The 15,707-nt window shown below is 69.5% G+C and carries 12 protein-coding genes; 6 read left to right on the plus strand and 6 right to left on the minus strand.

Features of this window, described 5'->3' with window-relative positions:
- Positions 1-192: 192 nt before the first annotated feature.
- The 3 genes from ACK6C6_RS10700 to ACK6C6_RS10710 are packed head-to-tail and all read left to right on the plus strand — an operon-like array spanning position 193 to position 3,750.
- Positions 193-1,287, plus strand: coding sequence for a hypothetical protein (locus tag ACK6C6_RS10700; RefSeq protein WP_409267277.1), 1,095 nt, complete (start codon positions 193-195; stop codon positions 1,285-1,287).
- Positions 1,280-2,542: a cation:proton antiporter gene (locus ACK6C6_RS10705; RefSeq protein ID WP_409267278.1), complete on the plus strand. Its 1,263-nt coding sequence runs from the start codon at positions 1,280-1,282 to the stop codon at positions 2,540-2,542. Before ACK6C6_RS10700 ends, ACK6C6_RS10705 begins: the two co-directional genes overlap by 8 nt.
- Positions 2,539-3,750, plus strand: a complete 1,212-nt coding sequence (locus ACK6C6_RS10710; protein ID WP_209586616.1) for a YbdK family carboxylate-amine ligase — start codon at positions 2,539-2,541, stop codon at positions 3,748-3,750. The genes ACK6C6_RS10705 and ACK6C6_RS10710 overlap by 4 nt, the downstream gene beginning before the upstream one ends.
- 15 nt (positions 3,751-3,765) lie before the next feature.
- Here ACK6C6_RS10710 and ACK6C6_RS10715 read toward each other — a convergent pair whose 3' ends face one another.
- Positions 3,766-4,254, minus strand: a complete 489-nt coding sequence (locus tag ACK6C6_RS10715) for a MarR family winged helix-turn-helix transcriptional regulator (RefSeq protein ID WP_209586617.1) — start codon at positions 4,252-4,254, stop codon at positions 3,766-3,768.
- Between the two features lie 118 nt (positions 4,255-4,372).
- On the opposite strand from ACK6C6_RS10715, the gene ACK6C6_RS10720 reads away from it, so the two are divergent.
- Entirely contained in the window at positions 4,373-7,183 is a 2,811-nt protein-coding gene (locus tag ACK6C6_RS10720) for an EAL domain-containing protein (RefSeq protein ID WP_409267279.1), read from the plus strand.
- 132 nt (positions 7,184-7,315) lie between these two features.
- A complete protein-coding gene (locus tag ACK6C6_RS10725) occupies positions 7,316-9,838 on the plus strand; it encodes a penicillin-binding protein 1A (protein ID WP_409267280.1) in 2,523 nt (840 codons plus the stop codon).
- Here the strand turns inward: ACK6C6_RS10725 and ACK6C6_RS10730 are convergent.
- The 4 genes from ACK6C6_RS10730 to ACK6C6_RS10745 all read right to left on the minus strand — a co-directional run bounded on the left by ACK6C6_RS10730 (position 9,835) and on the right by ACK6C6_RS10745 (position 13,665).
- The gene (locus tag ACK6C6_RS10730; protein WP_409267281.1) at positions 9,835-10,386 is read right to left on the minus strand and encodes a M23 family metallopeptidase; all 552 of its coding nucleotides are present in this window, start codon (positions 10,384-10,386) and stop codon (positions 9,835-9,837) included. The genes ACK6C6_RS10725 and ACK6C6_RS10730 overlap by 4 nt on opposite strands.
- 63 nt (positions 10,387-10,449) lie before the next feature.
- Positions 10,450-12,315 carry an ATP-binding protein gene (locus tag ACK6C6_RS10735; RefSeq protein ID WP_409267282.1) on the minus strand — a complete coding sequence of 622 codons (1,866 nt, stop codon included), beginning with the start codon at positions 12,313-12,315 and terminating at the stop codon, positions 10,450-10,452.
- 97 nt (positions 12,316-12,412) lie between these two features.
- Entirely contained in the window at positions 12,413-13,180 is a 768-nt protein-coding gene (locus ACK6C6_RS10740) for an anti-sigma factor family protein (protein ID WP_409267283.1), read from the minus strand.
- The gene (locus tag ACK6C6_RS10745; protein ID WP_409267284.1) at positions 13,177-13,665 is read right to left on the minus strand and encodes an RNA polymerase sigma factor; all 489 of its coding nucleotides are present in this window, start codon (positions 13,663-13,665) and stop codon (positions 13,177-13,179) included. Before ACK6C6_RS10745 ends, ACK6C6_RS10740 begins: the two co-directional genes overlap by 4 nt.
- A gap of 111 nt (positions 13,666-13,776) precedes the next feature.
- Here ACK6C6_RS10745 and ACK6C6_RS10750 point away from each other — a divergent pair, with 111 nt between their 5' ends.
- Positions 13,777-15,081, plus strand: coding sequence for a S8 family serine peptidase (locus ACK6C6_RS10750; RefSeq protein WP_409267285.1), 1,305 nt, complete (start codon positions 13,777-13,779; stop codon positions 15,079-15,081).
- Between the two features lie 14 nt (positions 15,082-15,095).
- Here ACK6C6_RS10750 and ACK6C6_RS10755 read toward each other — a convergent pair.
- A partial coding sequence (locus ACK6C6_RS10755) for an IS1595 family transposase (protein WP_409267286.1) occupies positions 15,096-15,707 on the minus strand: 612 nt, incomplete at its 5' end.

The raw sequence follows: 15,707 nt of genomic DNA on the forward strand, positions 1-15,707 counted from the left end.
CAGCCAGCAACGGCCCGGCACCCGATCAGCGATGAGGCGGTTGAGTCCGTTTCTTTTCGTCCCCCGCATCGTGCCGGGGGACTTTTTTCGGTGCCGCGGCCCATCCTGCCGCGGCTGGCGCGATCGCGGCGCCTGCCGGCCCACCGCCAGGCCGAAGCTGGAGCTTCCCCTGTGCGCCCCACCGGAGGAAACTTGAACGCACCGTTTTCCCCGACGACCCAGGCAGCCCGGATCGTCACGCCCATGTCCAAGCGCCGCCCTCCGGCAGCCATGCTGGCCGCCATGCTGGCGCTGGGCGCATTCCATGTTCCCGATGCTGCCGCGGCAGGCCGCAAGTCCGCGCCGCCGCCGGTTGCCGATTTCACCCAGCTGACCGGGACCCGCGCCGGCAGCTGCGCGGCGCCGGTCGAATCCGGCCTGGCCAACCTGGGCGCGCCGACGCTGCGCCATTGCGCCTGGAGCCAGCACCTCGAAATGCTCTACTGGCAGGACGTCTCCGCCAGCCCCAACACCTGCCTGCCCGCGCCGGCGATTGCCTGGCACCGCCTTGGCGCCGGGGTCGGTGCGGTATTGCGCCCATGGAGCGCGGCCTGGAACGGCCAGTCGATGCTGGTCCAGACCGGGGGCAGGGTGCAGGCCGGCATGGTCTGGCAAGGGGAGGGCGGGCAGTGGTCGGCGGTGCTGTGGCGCTGGCGTCCATCCGACCGGCTTCCGACCCGCAACTGGCAGGCAGGCCACTGGAAGAAGGTCGCCGAGGCGGTGCGCGCGATCGATGCCGCCAATCCGGCGCCGCAGCGCACGCCCTTGATGACGGCCTGGCTGGACGCCACCAACGGCAAGCCGCGCCTGCAGGCGGCCGATTCCTGGCGCTGGGTCAGCGAGGCGAGCTGCCTGGACCTGCGCACGGCCAGCCTGGGCCAGGCCCAGATGCACCTGCCCTATTCGCGCGACGACGCCCGCCTGGAGCAGCGCAGCGCGATGCAGGTGCTGCTGGCGCGGCGCTTCCCGGCCGCCGAGTGGCTGCGCAATTTCAGCCTGATCGAACCCTCCATCTCCGGCGACCGTACCGGCGCCAAGTTCCTCGCCGTCTGGCGCGAGAACACGACGGTATCGGGCCAGTTGTGGATTCCGCTGCGCGACGCCGGCGGCATCGTGCGCGCGCGTATCTCGAGCGAGCTGCCGGCTGCCCCCGCACCGGCCCTGCAGGAGGCGGCCAAGGCGCGCGCCGCCGTGCTCGAGCGAGAGTTGAGCACGCTTGCCCACGCCTGGGAGGCCCGCCATGAATGAAGATTTCTCGACGCCCCTGTGGCTGTTGTCGCCGCTGGCCGTACTGGGCTTCGGCCTGATGCTGGCACTGGTGCTCGGCATGCTGCTGCAGCGCTTCAAGGTGCCCAAGCTGTATGGGGCCGTGCTTGCCGGGCTGCTGCTGGGCGCGACCGGCGGCAACCTGATCGACCGTCCGCTGCTGGCGCAATTCCAGGAACTGCTCAACGCCGCCTCGGCCCTGGTGCTGTTCGAGGTCGGCCGCAAGATGGACCTGGCGTGGCTGCTCAAGAGCGGCCGACAGGGCGGCAGCCTGCTGCTGGCCACGCTGGCGCGCTTCGTGGCGGTGGCCGTGATCCTGCGCCTGCTCGGGCTGCCATGGGGCGCATCGATCTTCATCGCCTCGATCCTGATCGCGGTGAATCCGGTCATCGTCAATTCGATGGCGGCCGACGAGAACGCCAGCGGCACCAGCACCTTCGCCACCGCCAACATGGTCGGCCTGAGCAGCCTGGTCGCGCTCCTGATGCTGGCGCTGACGATGGCGTGGACGCGCAGCCAGGGCGTCGATGCCAGCACCGGCTTCGGCGAGGAACTGATGCGCCAGGGCGGCAAGCTGGTGCTCGGCGCGGCGATCGCCTTGCTGTCCTACGGCCTGTATGCCGCCGCGACGCGGCTGTGCAAGGTGCCGGCCACCATGCGCCCCGGCATGCTGCTGGCCGCGCTGCTGATCGACCTGGGCCTGTGCTCGGTGTCGGCGGCCAGTTCGCTGCTGTCCCTGCTCTTGATGGGCCTGCTGCTGCGCAACGTGGAGCGGCGCGACAACGTGTTCCAGGCCCAGCTCAAGACCGCCCAGGACATCGGCTACGTGCTGCTGTTCCTGATGTCGGCGGCACTGGTGGACCTGCAGGGGCTGGCCCAGGGCTGGACGCTGCTGGGCGCGCTGGCCGTGTTCGCGGTGCGCATCCTGGCCACCCGCGCCGCCCTGGTGCCGGCCACGGCCTGGGACCGCAACAAGAAGCACGCGATGGCCCTGCAGATGTGCTCGCTGGTCAGCTATGGCGGCCTGGTGGTCGACACCACGCTCAACGCCTATACCGGCCTGGATCCCGCTTCCAGCGAGATGATGGGCGCGCTGCTGGCCCTGAACGTGCTGCTGGCGCCGGGCCTGACCTGGCTTGGCTTGCGCATGGCAGGTGAAACGTATCGCCAGGATGCGCGCCAGGGCGCGCCCCACGAGGAACGCAGCGTTGGCTACAAGGAGGAGATGAAGGCATGAGCGCACCCCTGAACAATGACGAAGCGGCGCGTCTGGCGCAGGCCCAGGCCCAGGCGGTGTCGGGCAAGGGTCCGGCCTTCCTGCCGGACTTCAAGTCCTCGACCGTGGGCACGATGGGCATCGAGCTCGAGCTGATGGTGCTCGACCGCCTGACCTATGACCTGTTCCCGGCCGCGCCCGACATCCTGCGCATCCTCGACCAGCACGACAAGCCCTGGGTGCACACGCCGGAGATCACGACCTCGATGCTGGAAGTGGCGACCTCGATCCTGCAGTCCTACGGCGAGGCCAGCGAGCAGCTCGAGCATATCCGCAGCACGGTCCAGCGCGCCGCGTTCGAAGTCGGCGCCTCGGTGTCGGGCGGCGGCGCCCATCCGTTCCAGCGCTGGAACGAGCAGCGCATCTTCCCGAAGGAGCGCTATTTCGAATCCGAGCGCAAGTACGGCTACCTGGCCAAGCTGTTTACCGTGTTCGGCATGCACGTGCACATCGGCGCCGGCACGGCCGACGAGGCGGTGCGACTGTGCGCCTGGCTGACCCAGCGTGCGCCGCTGTTCATCGCGCTCTCAAGCAATTCGGTGTGCTGGCAGGGCGAGGTGTCGGGCTTCTGCAGTTCGCGCAGCAACGTGGTCGGCGCCTTCCCGATGAGCGGCATCCAGCCGCACGAGTTCCGCAGCTGGCAGGATTTCCGCGACTATTTCGAGCGCCTGGCCGGTTTCGGGATCGTCAACAGCATCAAGGATTTCTACTGGGACGTTCGCCCCAAGCCGGAATACGGCACCATCGAGCTGCGCGTGCTCGATACGCCGCTGCGGCCGGAATACGCGGCCGCCCTGGCCGTCTATGCACGCGAACTCTGCCTCGAATTCGCCGACCAGCCGGGGCGCTGGCCGTCCAACGGCAGCCGCGAGCTGTACACCTGGAACCGCTTCAACGCCGCCCGCGACGGCGTCGACGCCAGCTGGATCGATCCGGAAACCGCCGTGTCGCTGCCGGTGGCGCAAGTCATCCGCGCCGACCTGGAGCGCCTGGGACGGCGCTCGACCGACCCGGGCTTCGCCCAGGCGCGTGCGGTGATCGAGGCCCTGATGAAGGATGGCGGCCAGGCCGGCCTGTTGCGCCGCCACCTGGCGGGCGGGGGCGGGATGAACGACCTGGCGCGGGTGGCCAGCGAGATCTTCGAGGCGCGCCAGCCGGCGCACAGCTGAGTCGAAGCTGCCGGGTCAGAGCTGGGACAAGGGCGTGCGTCCAGCCGCCTCGTCCACGTCCAGCCGGGCGATCAGGCGCGCCAGGTTCTGTTCCAGCTGCTCCAGGGTCGCCGCGTCCAGGCTGGCCAGCGCGTCGGGCAGCACCCCGGCGAAGGGCAGGGGCGCACGTTTCAGCACCTCGCGCCCGGCGTCCTGCAGGTGCAGCGCGACGTTGCGCCGGTCCGCGCCCTCGCGGCTGCCGGTGACGAAGCCGCGTTCGACCAGCCCGCGCACCAGGTTGCTGGCGGTCGATTGGTGGATGTCGAGTTCGCGCGCCAGGCCGGTGGCCCCGATGCCGGGATGGCGATCGATGACCGACAGCGCCCACAGCTGGGCGCCGCCAAGGCCGGCCTCCCGCTCGACCTGGCGGAAATGGCTCTTGACTGCGTTGAAAACGATACGGAACTGCCGCAGGACGCGCTGTGGCTGCTCGTCCTCGACTGGGGGGGCGGGATTCTCTGGCATGGCGCGATCATAGCGGAAATTCGGCGCGCCAGCACAGGCGGTCGCTGCCTTTTCACTGCCAACGTGGCCCGGCCGAAACGTGGCGCGGCCGCAGCCCGCATTTGCTAGCATAGGCGGTATGAATCGGCTGCTCGCCCATCCGCTGACACAGCGGCGGCGCCTCGTGTCGCGCGCTGCCGTGGCGACCCTCCTGGCCGGGCTCGCGCTGACGGCAACCCTGTTCGGCGTGGCGCGCGAGCTGGAGGCGGAGAATGCGCGCGCCGATTTCGGGCAGCGCACCGCCGTGCGCACGGCGGCGGTCACGCGTGCCTTTGCCGATGCCGTGCACGACATGCGTGCGCTCAACCTGCTGTTCACCGCCTCTGGCGGCGCGGTCTCCCGCGAGGCCTTCGATGCCTTCGCCCAGCCGCTCGCGGCCGGCGACGGCTACCTGAAAGCCCTCGAGTACCAGCGCTTCGTCAGCCGCGCCGAGCGTCCCGCTTTTGAAGCGGCGCGGCGCCGCTTCTGGCCCGGCTTCACCATCACCGAGCGCGGTCCGCGCGGTGAACTGCTGCCTGCGCGGCCACGGGAGCGTTACCTCGTCAACGACTACGTGGTCCCGATCGCCGGCAATGCCGGGGTGTTCGGCTACGACGTCCTGTCCGATCCCGTCGAGCGTGCCACGATCGAGCGCGCGATCGACTCCGGCGAAGCCACCGCCAGCCCGGTGCTGCGCCTGGTGCAGGGCGACGGTTCGCTGCGCGGCATGGTGGTGGCGATGCCGGTTTACCGCACCGGGGCGGACCTGGCGAGCGTGGCGGCACGGCGCACGGCGGCCCTCGGAATCACGGCGGTCGTGATCGATACCGGCCTGCTGGTCGGTGGCAGCCTGTACGCGGGGCGCCTGTTGTCCGACAGCGACGCCGCGCTCACGGTGTATGGCCATACCGCCCGCGGCGATCGCGTGGCCGTGTTCAGCCACCCGGGCGCGCCGCCCCTGCAGGAGCCCTGGGAGCGCTGGCTCGGCGGCGGGCCAAGTGCGCTCACCCGCGGCTTCACGGTCGCAGGGACCCGCTGGGAACTGACGGCGGTGCGCCTGGCGCGCGGCGTCGACAGCCAGGTAGGTTCGCTGTCGATCCTCGGCTATGGCTGCGTGTTGAGCGTGGCCGCTGCGGTCCTGGTCCAGCAGCGCAGCGCCCGCACCCGGCGCATCGAGTCGCTGGTCGAGCGCCGTACCGCCGACCTGGCCCTGACCACCGGCGCGCTGCGCCTGCACCAGCGCGCCATCGAAGCCGCGGCCAACCCGATCCTCCTGATCAACGCCACCCGCCACGGCTACCCGATCGACTACGCCAACCCGGCCTGCGAACGCACGCTCGGCTACGGGCCGGGCGAACTGGTGGGCAAGCCGCTGGCCAGCCTGGCGCGCCAGGACGTCGACGAGCCCGGACTGGAAGAGCTGCGCCAGGCCCTGTACGAATGCCGCAAGGGCCACGCCCTGGTGCGCCAGGCCACGCGCGACGGCCGCGAGCTGGTCAGCGAAGTCTATATCGCCCCGGTCAAGGACGCGGGCGGCAAGACCGAGCATTTCGTGGTCACCACCTACGACGTCACGGTGGCCAAGCGCTACGAGGCCGAGCTGGCGCACCGGGCCCGCTACGACACGCTCACCGGACTGGCCAACCGTGCGCTGCTGGCCGACCGCATCGAGCGCGCCATCGCCAGCGCCAATGGCACGCCGGTGTGGGCGGTGGCGCTCGACATCGACCATTTCAAGCTGGTCAACGACACGCTCGGGCGCCGCCTCGGCGACGAGGCGCTGCGCGCCCTGGCCGCACGGATCGCCGGCGCGATCCGCCAGGCAGACACGGCCGCACGCTCGGGCGGCGACGATTTCATGCTGGTGCTCACCGATTGCCGCGACGAGCGCCAGGCCGCGGCGCGGCTGCAGGCGGTGCGCGAGGCGCTCGCCGAACCGCTCGACGTCGACGGCCACACCCTGGTGTTCGGCTCCAGCGCGGGGGTGGCCGGCTATCCGGCCGACGGCCTGGATCCGGAAACCCTGGTCAAGCACGCCGAGGTCGCCATGTACCGCGCCAAGCAGACCGGCCGCAACGCGGTGCAGTTCTACGCCCCGCACATGAATGCGCACGCGATCGACCGGCTGGCCCTGGAAGGCGCGCTGCGCAGCGCCTTGCGGGAAGACCAGTTCGAGCTCTACTTCCAGCCCCAGGTGGAACTCGGCAGCGGGTGCGTGGTGGGCACCGAAGCACTGATCCGCTGGCGCCATCCGCACTTCGGCACCGTGCGGCCGGAGCGCTTCATCGCGCTGGCCGAGGAAACCGGCCTGATCGTGCCGATCGGCGCCTGGGTCCTGCGTGCCGCCTGCCGCCAGAACCGCGACTGGCAGCGCGCCGGCCTGGGCAACCTCCGGATCGGCGTCAACCTCTCGGCGCGCCAGTTCTCCGAACCCGACCTGGTGCAGACCGTACGCACGGTGCTCGACGAGACCGGATTGAAAGCCGATTCGCTCGAGATCGAGCTTACCGAGAGCATGATGATGGCCGACGTCGAAGCGGCGATCGATACCATGCGCTGCCTGAAAGCGATGGGGGTGAAGCTGTCGATCGACGATTTCGGCACCGGCTATTCCAGCCTGGCCTACCTGAAGCGCTTCCCGGTCGACGTGCTCAAGATCGACCGCTCGTTTGTGCGCGACATGGTCAGCCCGGACGGCGCGGCCATGGTCGACGCCATCATTTCGCTGGCGCACGGCTTGCGTATGCAGGTCATCGCCGAGGGCGTCGAGACCATCGAACAGCTCGACAACCTGCGCGCCTACGGCTGCGACGAGGTGCAGGGCCACATCTACGGCCGCCCGGAGCCGGTGCAGACGGTCGAAGCGCTGCTGCGCAAGGGAAGGGTGGAACCCACGCCGGTGCATGCTTGACGTCATTTACGGCGCTGCCCGTAGCGCTGGCGAGCCGGACCGGGGTTGTCGCGCCGGTCAGCTATACTTGTCGCATACGCAACGCGCACGGGCAAGTGCGCTTCACCGGCAATCGCAGCAAGGATTTCTATAGTGGATCAGGAAGAAAAGAGCGGCACCCGCGGCGGCTCGGACGACAAGACTGGAAACGGCGCCCCCGGCGCCTCGCGCCGCGCCGCGCTCGGCCGGCATGGCAAGCGCCTGTTCGAAGGCGCGCGCGGACGCGCCCGGGCGGGGTACTCGATGGCGCAGGCGCGGCTGCGCGACCGCCCGCGCTGGGAACAGGCGGTACTGATCGGGCTGTGGAGCCTCGCCGCCGGCCTGATGGCCTTCTTCCTCTACCTGGTGATCCTGATTCCGCTCACGCCCGGCATCGACGACCTGCGCCAGGCCAGCACCGCGCGCCCGAGCGTGATCCTGTCAAGCGACGGCAAGGAGCTCGGCAGCTTCGAGAAGGGCCTGCAGGAGCGCGTCAAGCTGTCGCAGATCTCGCCGCACGTGATCAAGGCGCTGATCTCGACCGAGGACCACCGCTTCTACGACCACCACGGCGTGGATTTCCGGCGCGTGGCCGGCGCTTTCGTCGCCACCGTGAAGGGCGACCCGCAAGGCGGCTCGACCATTACCCAGCAGCTGGCGCGCAACATGTTCCCGGAAGAGATCGGCCGGGCGCGCAGCATCAACCGCAAGATGAAGGAACTGATCACCGCGATCAAGATCGAGAACACCTACAGCAAGACCGAGATCCTCGAGGCCTATCTGAACACGGTACCCTTCCTGTACAACGCCTACGGCATCGAGATGGCGGCGCGCACCTACTTCGGCAAGACGGCCGCGAAGCTGGACGTGCTGGAAGCCGCCACCCTGGTCGGCATGCTCAAGGGCACCCATTACTACAATCCGGTGGCCAACCCGGAACGCTCGAAGTCGCGCCGCAACGTGGTGCTGGCGCAGATGTCCAAGCACGGCGCGTTCAGCGAGGAGCGCTACCGCGCCTTGGCCAAGCGCCCGCTGCGGGTACGTTTCGCGCGCCTGAACGACCGCAGCGGCAAGGACGACCACTTCACCGCCTTCGTGCGCAAGTGGCTGCTCGACTGGGCCCAGGAGAACGACTACGACCTGCAGCTCGACGGCCTGGTGGTGCATACCACGCTCGACATGGACCTGCAGGCGGCCGCCGTGCGCGCGGTCGAGCGCCAGGCCAATACGCTGCAGGCGATCGCCGACGTCGAGTGGGCCTACCAGGGCATGCCGCGCTCGACCTCGGCCGGCATGTACACGTCGATGCGGCGCGAGGTCGATCCTTTCGCCTGGTATTGGCGTTCGCATGCGCGCGAACTCGACGCCTTCGTGCGCGAAAGCGGCGAATACCGCCAGGCCGTGGAGGATGGCGAAGCGCCGGCCGCTGCGCTCAAGCGCCTGAAGGCCGACCGCGAGTTCATGCGCGAGCTCAAGACGAGCAAGTCGCGCCTGGAAGCCGGCTTCGTGGCGATGGACCCGCACACCGGCGAGGTGCGCGCCTGGGTCGGCAGCCGCAGCTTTGAGCGCGACCAGTTCGACCACGTGGCCCAGGCCGCCCGCCAGCCGGGCTCGACCTTCAAGCCGATCGTCTATGCCGCCGCCCTGGAGAGCGGCATTTCGCCCGACCAGACCTACCGCGACGTGGTGCAGGACATCAAGGTGGGCGGCACGGTCTGGCGCCCGACCGACATGTCGGGCAACAGCGGGGCCATGATGAGCATGCGCGACGGCCTGGTGTATTCCAAGAACACCATCACCGCGCAGGTGATGCAGCAGGTCGGGGTCAGCCCGATCGTGCGCCTGGCCCAGGGCATGGGCATCCGCCAGAGCAAGCTGGCGGCGGTGCCTTCGCTGGCACTGGGCACCAGCCCGGTGACCCTGCTCGAAATGGTCAGCACCTATAGCACCATTGCCGCCCAGGGCGAATACCGCAAGCCGGTGTTCGTGCGCCGCATCACCGACCGCGACGGCAAGACCATTGCCGATTTCGCGCCGGACGCCCCGGAACGGGCCCTGTCGCAGGATGCCGCGCTGAACCTGATCGACATGCTGCGCGGCGTGGTCGACCGCGGCACCGGCGGCGGCGTGCGCTACCGCTTCGGGGTGAACGGCGACCTGGCCGGCAAGACCGGCACCACCCAGAACAATACCGACGGCTGGTTCATCCTGATGCACCCGAATCTGGTGGCGGGCGCCTGGGTCGGCTTCAACGACAACCGCGTGACGATGCGCAGCAGCTACTGGGGGCAGGGCGGGCACAACGCGCTGCTGCTGGTCGGCGACTTCATGCGCAGCGCCGTCGACGGCGGCAAGCTCGATCCGAACGCGCTGCTGCCGGGCGAACGCAGGCCGACGGCGCGCCGGTACCAGGAGCCGGAATACGTCGAGGAAGGTCCGGGCGAACTCGAGATCGAGGAAGGGATGGAAGGCGGAGAGGTGCCTGACCCGGCACCGATCGAGGATGAGGACGAGCCGGTCGAGGCGCCGATCCAGCCGGCGCCAAGCCAGCCGGCGCCGGTGCAGACCGCGCCGCCGATGCAGTTGCCGGACGTGCCGCCCCCGCCGCCAAGCTCGGGCGAGGAAGAGATCATCTAAGGTTGGTCGGCCTGTGCCGTCCGGTCCGGCGCGCCACCGCGCAGGAGCGGATACGGGTTGACCGGCCCGGCCTTGCCGTACACCCCGTAGTGCAGGTGGGGCGGCGTGGTGCGGGCGTTCCCGGTATTGCCGACGTAGCCCAGCACCCGGCCTTCCTCGACCCGCATGCCCGGCGCCACGTCCGAAAAACGGTCGAGGTGGGCGTAATAATGACGCTGGCCGCCCGGTCCCAGCACCCACACCACCTGGCCGCCGAGGCGGTTGGTCCCGACCCGCAGCACGATGCCTTCGGTGGCGGCGCGCACCGCCGTGCCGCGTTTGGCGAAGATGTCGATGCCCTCGTGCCTGCGGCCCTCGCTGCGGCTTGCATGCCAGGTGTCGCGCAGCGCCTTGGGGCGTATGCCGCTGACCGGCATGGCGAGGGCGCCCGGCGCCGGCATCGCCGCAAGCCGCATCGCATACACGGCATGGCGCACCCAGGGCTCGAGCAGGCCCCAGGCGGCAATCAGGAGTACGGCAAGTAGCAGGCTGCGCAGGAAAATTCGCATGGCGGCATGGTCCATGAAGCGTTCACAATGAACACGTATGGGCGAAGCGCCGGATTTACAGACTCAGGCCGGGTCGAGTGTGGGACGCGCCGGTGCGGCCCCGTTCGCTTCCTGGGCCGGCGGCGTGTCGAGCGCCGGATCCTGGCATAGCGGCAACACCAGGGTGAAGGTGCAGCCCTGGCCATGGCCTGCGCTGTGTACCGACACCTTGCCGCCATGCAGCGCGCTGAGTTCCTTCACCAGGGCCAGGCCGAGCCCGAGGCCGCCCTGGGCACGGTCGATGCTGGTCGGCCCTTGCACCAGCACGTCGAAGATCAGGGGCAGGAGTTCCGGTGCCAGGCCGACTCCGGTATCGCAGACTTCCACGACGACTTCCTCGCCGCTGGTCTTGCAGCGCACCGTGATGCTGCCGCCGGCCGGCGTGTACTTGATGGCGTTGTGCAGCAGGTTGTCGACGATCTGCTCGAGGCGGGTGCGGTCGCCGTCGACCCAGCAGGGGACGAGCTCGGCTTCCCAGTGATGCTTGCCGGCGTCGACCAGGCGCTTGGCCTCGACGCAGGAACGCAGCACCTCGGACAGGTTGACCGGCGTGCGCTGCAGGACGATCTTGCCCGACAGAATACGCTGCACGTCGAGCAGGTCGTCGACGATGCGGACCAGGTGGCGCATCTGGCGCCGGCTGATGTCGCGCGCATTCGCCGCCAGCTCCGGCTTCACACCCGGCATGTCGAGCACGCTCATGGCGCCCGAGATCGCCGCCAGCGGGTTGCGCAGTTCGTGTCCCAGCATGGCCAGGAAGCTGTCCTTGGCCTGGCTCTGGGCTTCGGCCACCCGGCGCGCGCGCTGTTCGCTCACCAGGAGCTGCTCGCGCTCGTACTGCAGCGCCTGGCGCGCCGCGCTCTCGCGCGACAAGGCCTCGCTGGTGTAGTGCAGGCCGTCGAGCAGGGCGTCGACCTCGTCCACCTTGGTCGGGCGCGGCCGGGCGACCGCGCCGCGCGCCAGCCCATTGGCGACGCTGCCGGCCTGCTGCAGGGCGTTCGACAGCTTGTTACCGAAGAACACGGCCGTCAGGAGCGCCATGCCCATCAGCAGGATCAGCGCCAGCGTGGCATAGGTGGCGGCGGTGCGGGCGGCCGCTTCGATCTCGGCCACCGGCACCCCGATGACGATGGTCCAGCCGCTGGTCGCCGCACGCGTGTAGATGCCGTAGACCTCGGTTCCTTCATGGGTCACGTGGCGCAGCACGCCGCTGCCGGCATGCAGGGCGGCAGTGCGTATGTCGGGGTGCATCGGCTTGCCGGCGGACGCCGCCCCGTGGCGGTTGCGGGCGATGGTCACGCCCTTGGCGTCGAAGATGCCGACCAGCCAGGTGGGTTCGAGCGTGCTGTTGGCGAATACCCGCTCGAAGTAGCGGGCATCGAAGATCTGGCTCACCACGTAGCGAGGCCCCTGGCCTGGCGGCGACGCGACGTCCACCGACACCACTGCCCGTTTCGACGTGGGGCCGTAGAAATAGCCGGACACCCGGGTTTTCTCGGTGCGCAGCACTTTGTCGACGTAATGGCGGGTTTCACCCTTCAGCTCCGTGCCGAAGGGCGTGAGGGTGTTGAAGATCGGTTGGTAGCGCTCGTCCACCAGGGTGGTCCAGGACATCCGATCGTCCCCGTTCAGGCGCGTTGCGAGCCGGTACACGCGCTGAAAATTCTGCTCGCCGAGCGCTTCCGAATTGGCGATCACGCGCAGCAGCGCTTCCTTGACCGCGATCTCGCGGTCCACCAGCAGTGCGGTGGAACGCGCCGTTTCCTGCACGCGATGGATGCGCGATTCACGCTCCCAGTCCAGCAGCATGGACACGCCGATCCAGAACGCCAGGGCGACCGGGATCAGGATGGCGGCCGCCATCAAGTACAGATAAGTGCGCGTTTTCATGCGGGCATGGCGGCGGTGTCGGAAGATGGAAGCGCCATGATTGTGTCATGGCAATATGGCAAGCTTAACAGGTTTGATTGTCGGGCTGGGAGCTTTTTCAGCGTCCCTTGCCGGCCCCGGATTCCCAGCCGCGCTCGCGGGCCGCCCGTTCGGCCGCTGCGTCGAGCGTGCTGCCCTCGATCCGGGCGTCCACGGCATCGAGTACGGCCGGCGGCAACTGCGCAGACGCCTGGCGATAATCGGCTTGCGGTGCCGGGCTGTCAGCCAGCACCGGAATGCGCCAGCGGCCGCCTTCGCGGCAGGCCAGTCCGCTCGATCCGCCCAGCTGGAAAGTGCGGCAATACCCGCCGGAGGCCGCCTGGAAGCTCAGGCCGACGCGCACTTCCCCCGTGCCGCCGTCCTGGGCCAGTTGGCGGTCGAGCGCATCGGCGAGGCGCCCCCCGGCGGCCAGCTCGCCGCCTGGGCCCTGGGCCAGGGCCGGCGCGCCGCCGCCACCCAGCCATCCAGTGCCGAGGCTGCCGGCCAGCACGCCGACCGCCAGCGAGGCGGCGAGGGCGCCCCATTGGGGCCACGACACGCGGCGCCGCAGGCGTGCACGATCCTCCGGCGCCGTCGCGTCGCGTGCGGCGCGCGCTGCGCCCAGATCGAGAACCCGGGCCGCAGCCGGCGGCTGCAGGCGTTCGGGTACCGGTTCGTCGAGGGCCCCTGCAAAAGCGGCAAAGACGTCCTGGCGCAAGGCCTGGTGGCGTGCAACGGCCGCCGCCACGGCGGGATCGTCGCGCATCGCCTGGGCGATGGCGGCGCGTTGTGCCGGGTCGAGTTCGCCGTCGGCATACGCCATCAGGGTGTCGTCGTCGTAATTCATGCGCGTGCTTTCGTGTGGTCGGACAGGATCTGCTGCAAGGCGTCACGGGCCCTTGCCAGGCGACTGGTTAGGGTACCCACGGGAATCTCGAGCACCTCGGCGGCTTCCTTGTAACCCAGGCCGTCCACCAGCACCAGGCCGACCACCAGCCGGTGCTCTTCGGACAGCAGGTTCACCGCCTTCTGGATCGCCAGGCGCTGCTGGTGCGCCTGCGCGAAGTCGTCGCCGACCTGCTCGCCCGCTTCCTCGGGAGCGAACAGCTCGTCGCGCCGGGCACGGCTGCGTACCTCGTCGATCCAGGCGTTCTTGATGATGCGGAACAACCAGCTGTCGAGGCGTGTTCCCGGCGTGTACTGCTCGCTGCGGCCGAGCGCGCGCTCCATCGCGATCTGGACCAGGTCGTCCGCGTCTTCGCGATGGTAGGTGAGCGAACGCGCGAAACGGCGCATCCGCGGTAGCAGGGCGGCAATCTCGCTGGCTAGCATGGTCGGCGGTCTTTCAAGGATAACGTGCGGCGCAGGGATTTTATTCCATCGTCGATTCGTTCATACATATCTCAGGTGTAATCCTCAGTTGCAATCATATATGATCCTCGCATGAAATCAGGTCGCCTCTTGCTCGTTTGCATGCTGCTTGCCGCCGCCTCGCCGGCCCGTGCCCAGCTCGGTTTGCCGTCGCTGCCTTCCGTATCCTTGCCCGAGCGTATCGGTCCGCTCGGGACCGGGGAGCTGCGGCGGCCGCTCGAGCGCCTGCTGGACCGGGCGCCGCTGCCTGAGCTGGAAGGCCTGCGCATCGACCGGCTCGCCGGCCTGCTGGCGCGCCATCCGGAGCGCCTGGCGCAGGATCCCTACGGGAACGTCATCGTACGCGGCGAGATCCTGGCCTGGTCGCCGGGCCCGGCCGGCATGCAGGCTGCCGCTGCCGCCGGCCTGTCCGTAATGCGGGAAGAGGCGTATCCGGACCTCGGCCAGCGCCTGGTGGTGTTCCGGGCGCAGCTAGCGAGCGGGCCGTCCGTGGCCAGCCTGCTGGAGGCGCTGCGCTCGGCCGATCCGGAGGGTGTCTACGACTTCAACCACCTGTTCAGCGGCAGCGGAGCGCAGGCCGGCGACGGCGTCGGCCGCGCGTCCGGACCGGATGCGGGCGCTGCGGTGCGCGTCGGCCTGGTGGACAGCGGCGTCGACCGTTCCCACATCGTGTTCGACAAGGTCGAGGTCCGCCAGTGGGGATGCGGCGGCGCGCAGCATCCGGCGCCGCACGGGACGGCCGTGGCCGCCCTGATGGTCGGCCGTTCTCCCCATTTCAGCGGCGCGGCGCCCGGCGCCAGCCTGTACGCGGCGGACGTCTACTGCGACGAACCGGCCGGCGGATCGGTCGACCGGATCATGGGCGCGCTCGGCTGGCTGGCGCGCGAACGGGTCGGCGTGGTGAACATCAGCCTGGTCGGTCCGCGCAATGCGGCGCTGGAGCGCGCGGTAGCGGCACTGGTGGGACGTGGACACCTGCTGGTGGCGGCGGTCGGCAACGACGGCCCGGCGGCGGCGCCGCTGTACCCGGCCAGCTATCCGGGGGTGGTCGGCGTGAGCGGTGTCGACCGGCGCGGCCAGCCCTTGCCCGAGGCCGGGCGCGGGCCGCAGGTGATGTTCGCAGCCCCGGGGAATCACATGGTCAGCGCGGTACCCGGCAGTCCGCCCTATCGGCAGGTGCGGGGTACCTCGTATGCCGCGCCCATCGTGGCGGGGCTTCTGGCGCGCGACCTGCCGCGTCCCGACCCCGAGGCAGCCCGGCGTGCGCTGGCCGCATTGGTACGTGAAGCGAAAGGCAGGGATGGCAGCATCAGCAATGCGACCGGTCATGGTGTGGTCGGAACCGAGGTCCGTATCGACCCTGCGCGCCTGCGCTGAACTTTTCGGCGCTGTCACCGTTCGATGTTGGACGTGCCCAGCGCTATTCGCAGCATCGCCTCCGCCGATCCGATACGACGTCCGTCGACCGCCCACTGCCAGCCGAGATAATTGGGCAGATAGCGCGAGGCCACGCCATTGAAGCGGGCAAGCCACTGGCGGAAGCGCCGGTGGTAGGCATTGACGTTTTGCACATGGACGGCGCCACGCACCCGTTCGCCGGCCCGCAGGTTCACCGCTTCGTGCGAGATGGCGGCAGTTCGGGCGAACGCCTTGTAGGCCGGATGGGAATCGGTGACCAGCAGCACATCCCTGTCCAGCACCGGAAGCAGATAGCGGTGCAGCTGGGCCGTGGTGACGGCGCCCCGGCCGGTAACGAAATCGAAGGTAGCGCCGGTGCGGTCGCGGGCGACCAGCACGCAGACGTGTTCACTGTTGATGCCGCGCCGGCTGGCCACACCTGCGCGCTTGCGCGGCGGCCTGTCGAGCGTGCGCGAACCCTTCCGGGATTCGAGCAGGAACAGTTCATCGGCTTCGGCGATGCCGGCCAGCGCTGCCGGACGGTCATCCTTGGCCAGGTGCAGGAAGCGGTGGCGCCAGCGGAAGCTGGTGTTGCGGTGCACGCC

The organism is Massilia sp. BHUDP2 (assembly GCF_046236355.1).
In the GTDB taxonomy this organism is placed as follows: Bacteria; Pseudomonadota; Gammaproteobacteria; order Burkholderiales; family Burkholderiaceae_D; genus Telluria; species Telluria varians.

Coding starts and splice junctions, on each gene's coding strand:
- ACK6C6_RS10705 (WP_409267278.1), top strand. CDS start 1,280: ATGAATGAAGATTTCTCGACGCCCCTGTGGCTGTTGTCGCCGCTGGCC.
- ACK6C6_RS10710 (WP_209586616.1), top strand. CDS start 2,539: ATGAGCGCACCCCTGAACAATGACGAAGCGGCGCGTCTGGCGCAGGCC.
- ACK6C6_RS10715 (WP_209586617.1), bottom strand. CDS start 4,254: ATGCCAGAGAATCCCGCCCCCCCAGTCGAGGACGAGCAGCCACAGCGC.
- ACK6C6_RS10720 (WP_409267279.1), top strand. CDS start 4,373: ATGAATCGGCTGCTCGCCCATCCGCTGACACAGCGGCGGCGCCTCGTG.
- ACK6C6_RS10730 (WP_409267281.1), bottom strand. CDS start 10,386: ATGCGAATTTTCCTGCGCAGCCTGCTACTTGCCGTACTCCTGATTGCC.
- ACK6C6_RS10735 (WP_409267282.1), bottom strand. CDS start 12,315: ATGAAAACGCGCACTTATCTGTACTTGATGGCGGCCGCCATCCTGATC.
- ACK6C6_RS10740 (WP_409267283.1), bottom strand. CDS start 13,180: ATGAATTACGACGACGACACCCTGATGGCGTATGCCGACGGCGAACTC.
- ACK6C6_RS10745 (WP_409267284.1), bottom strand. CDS start 13,665: ATGCTAGCCAGCGAGATTGCCGCCCTGCTACCGCGGATGCGCCGTTTC.
- ACK6C6_RS10750 (WP_409267285.1), top strand. CDS start 13,777: ATGAAATCAGGTCGCCTCTTGCTCGTTTGCATGCTGCTTGCCGCCGCC.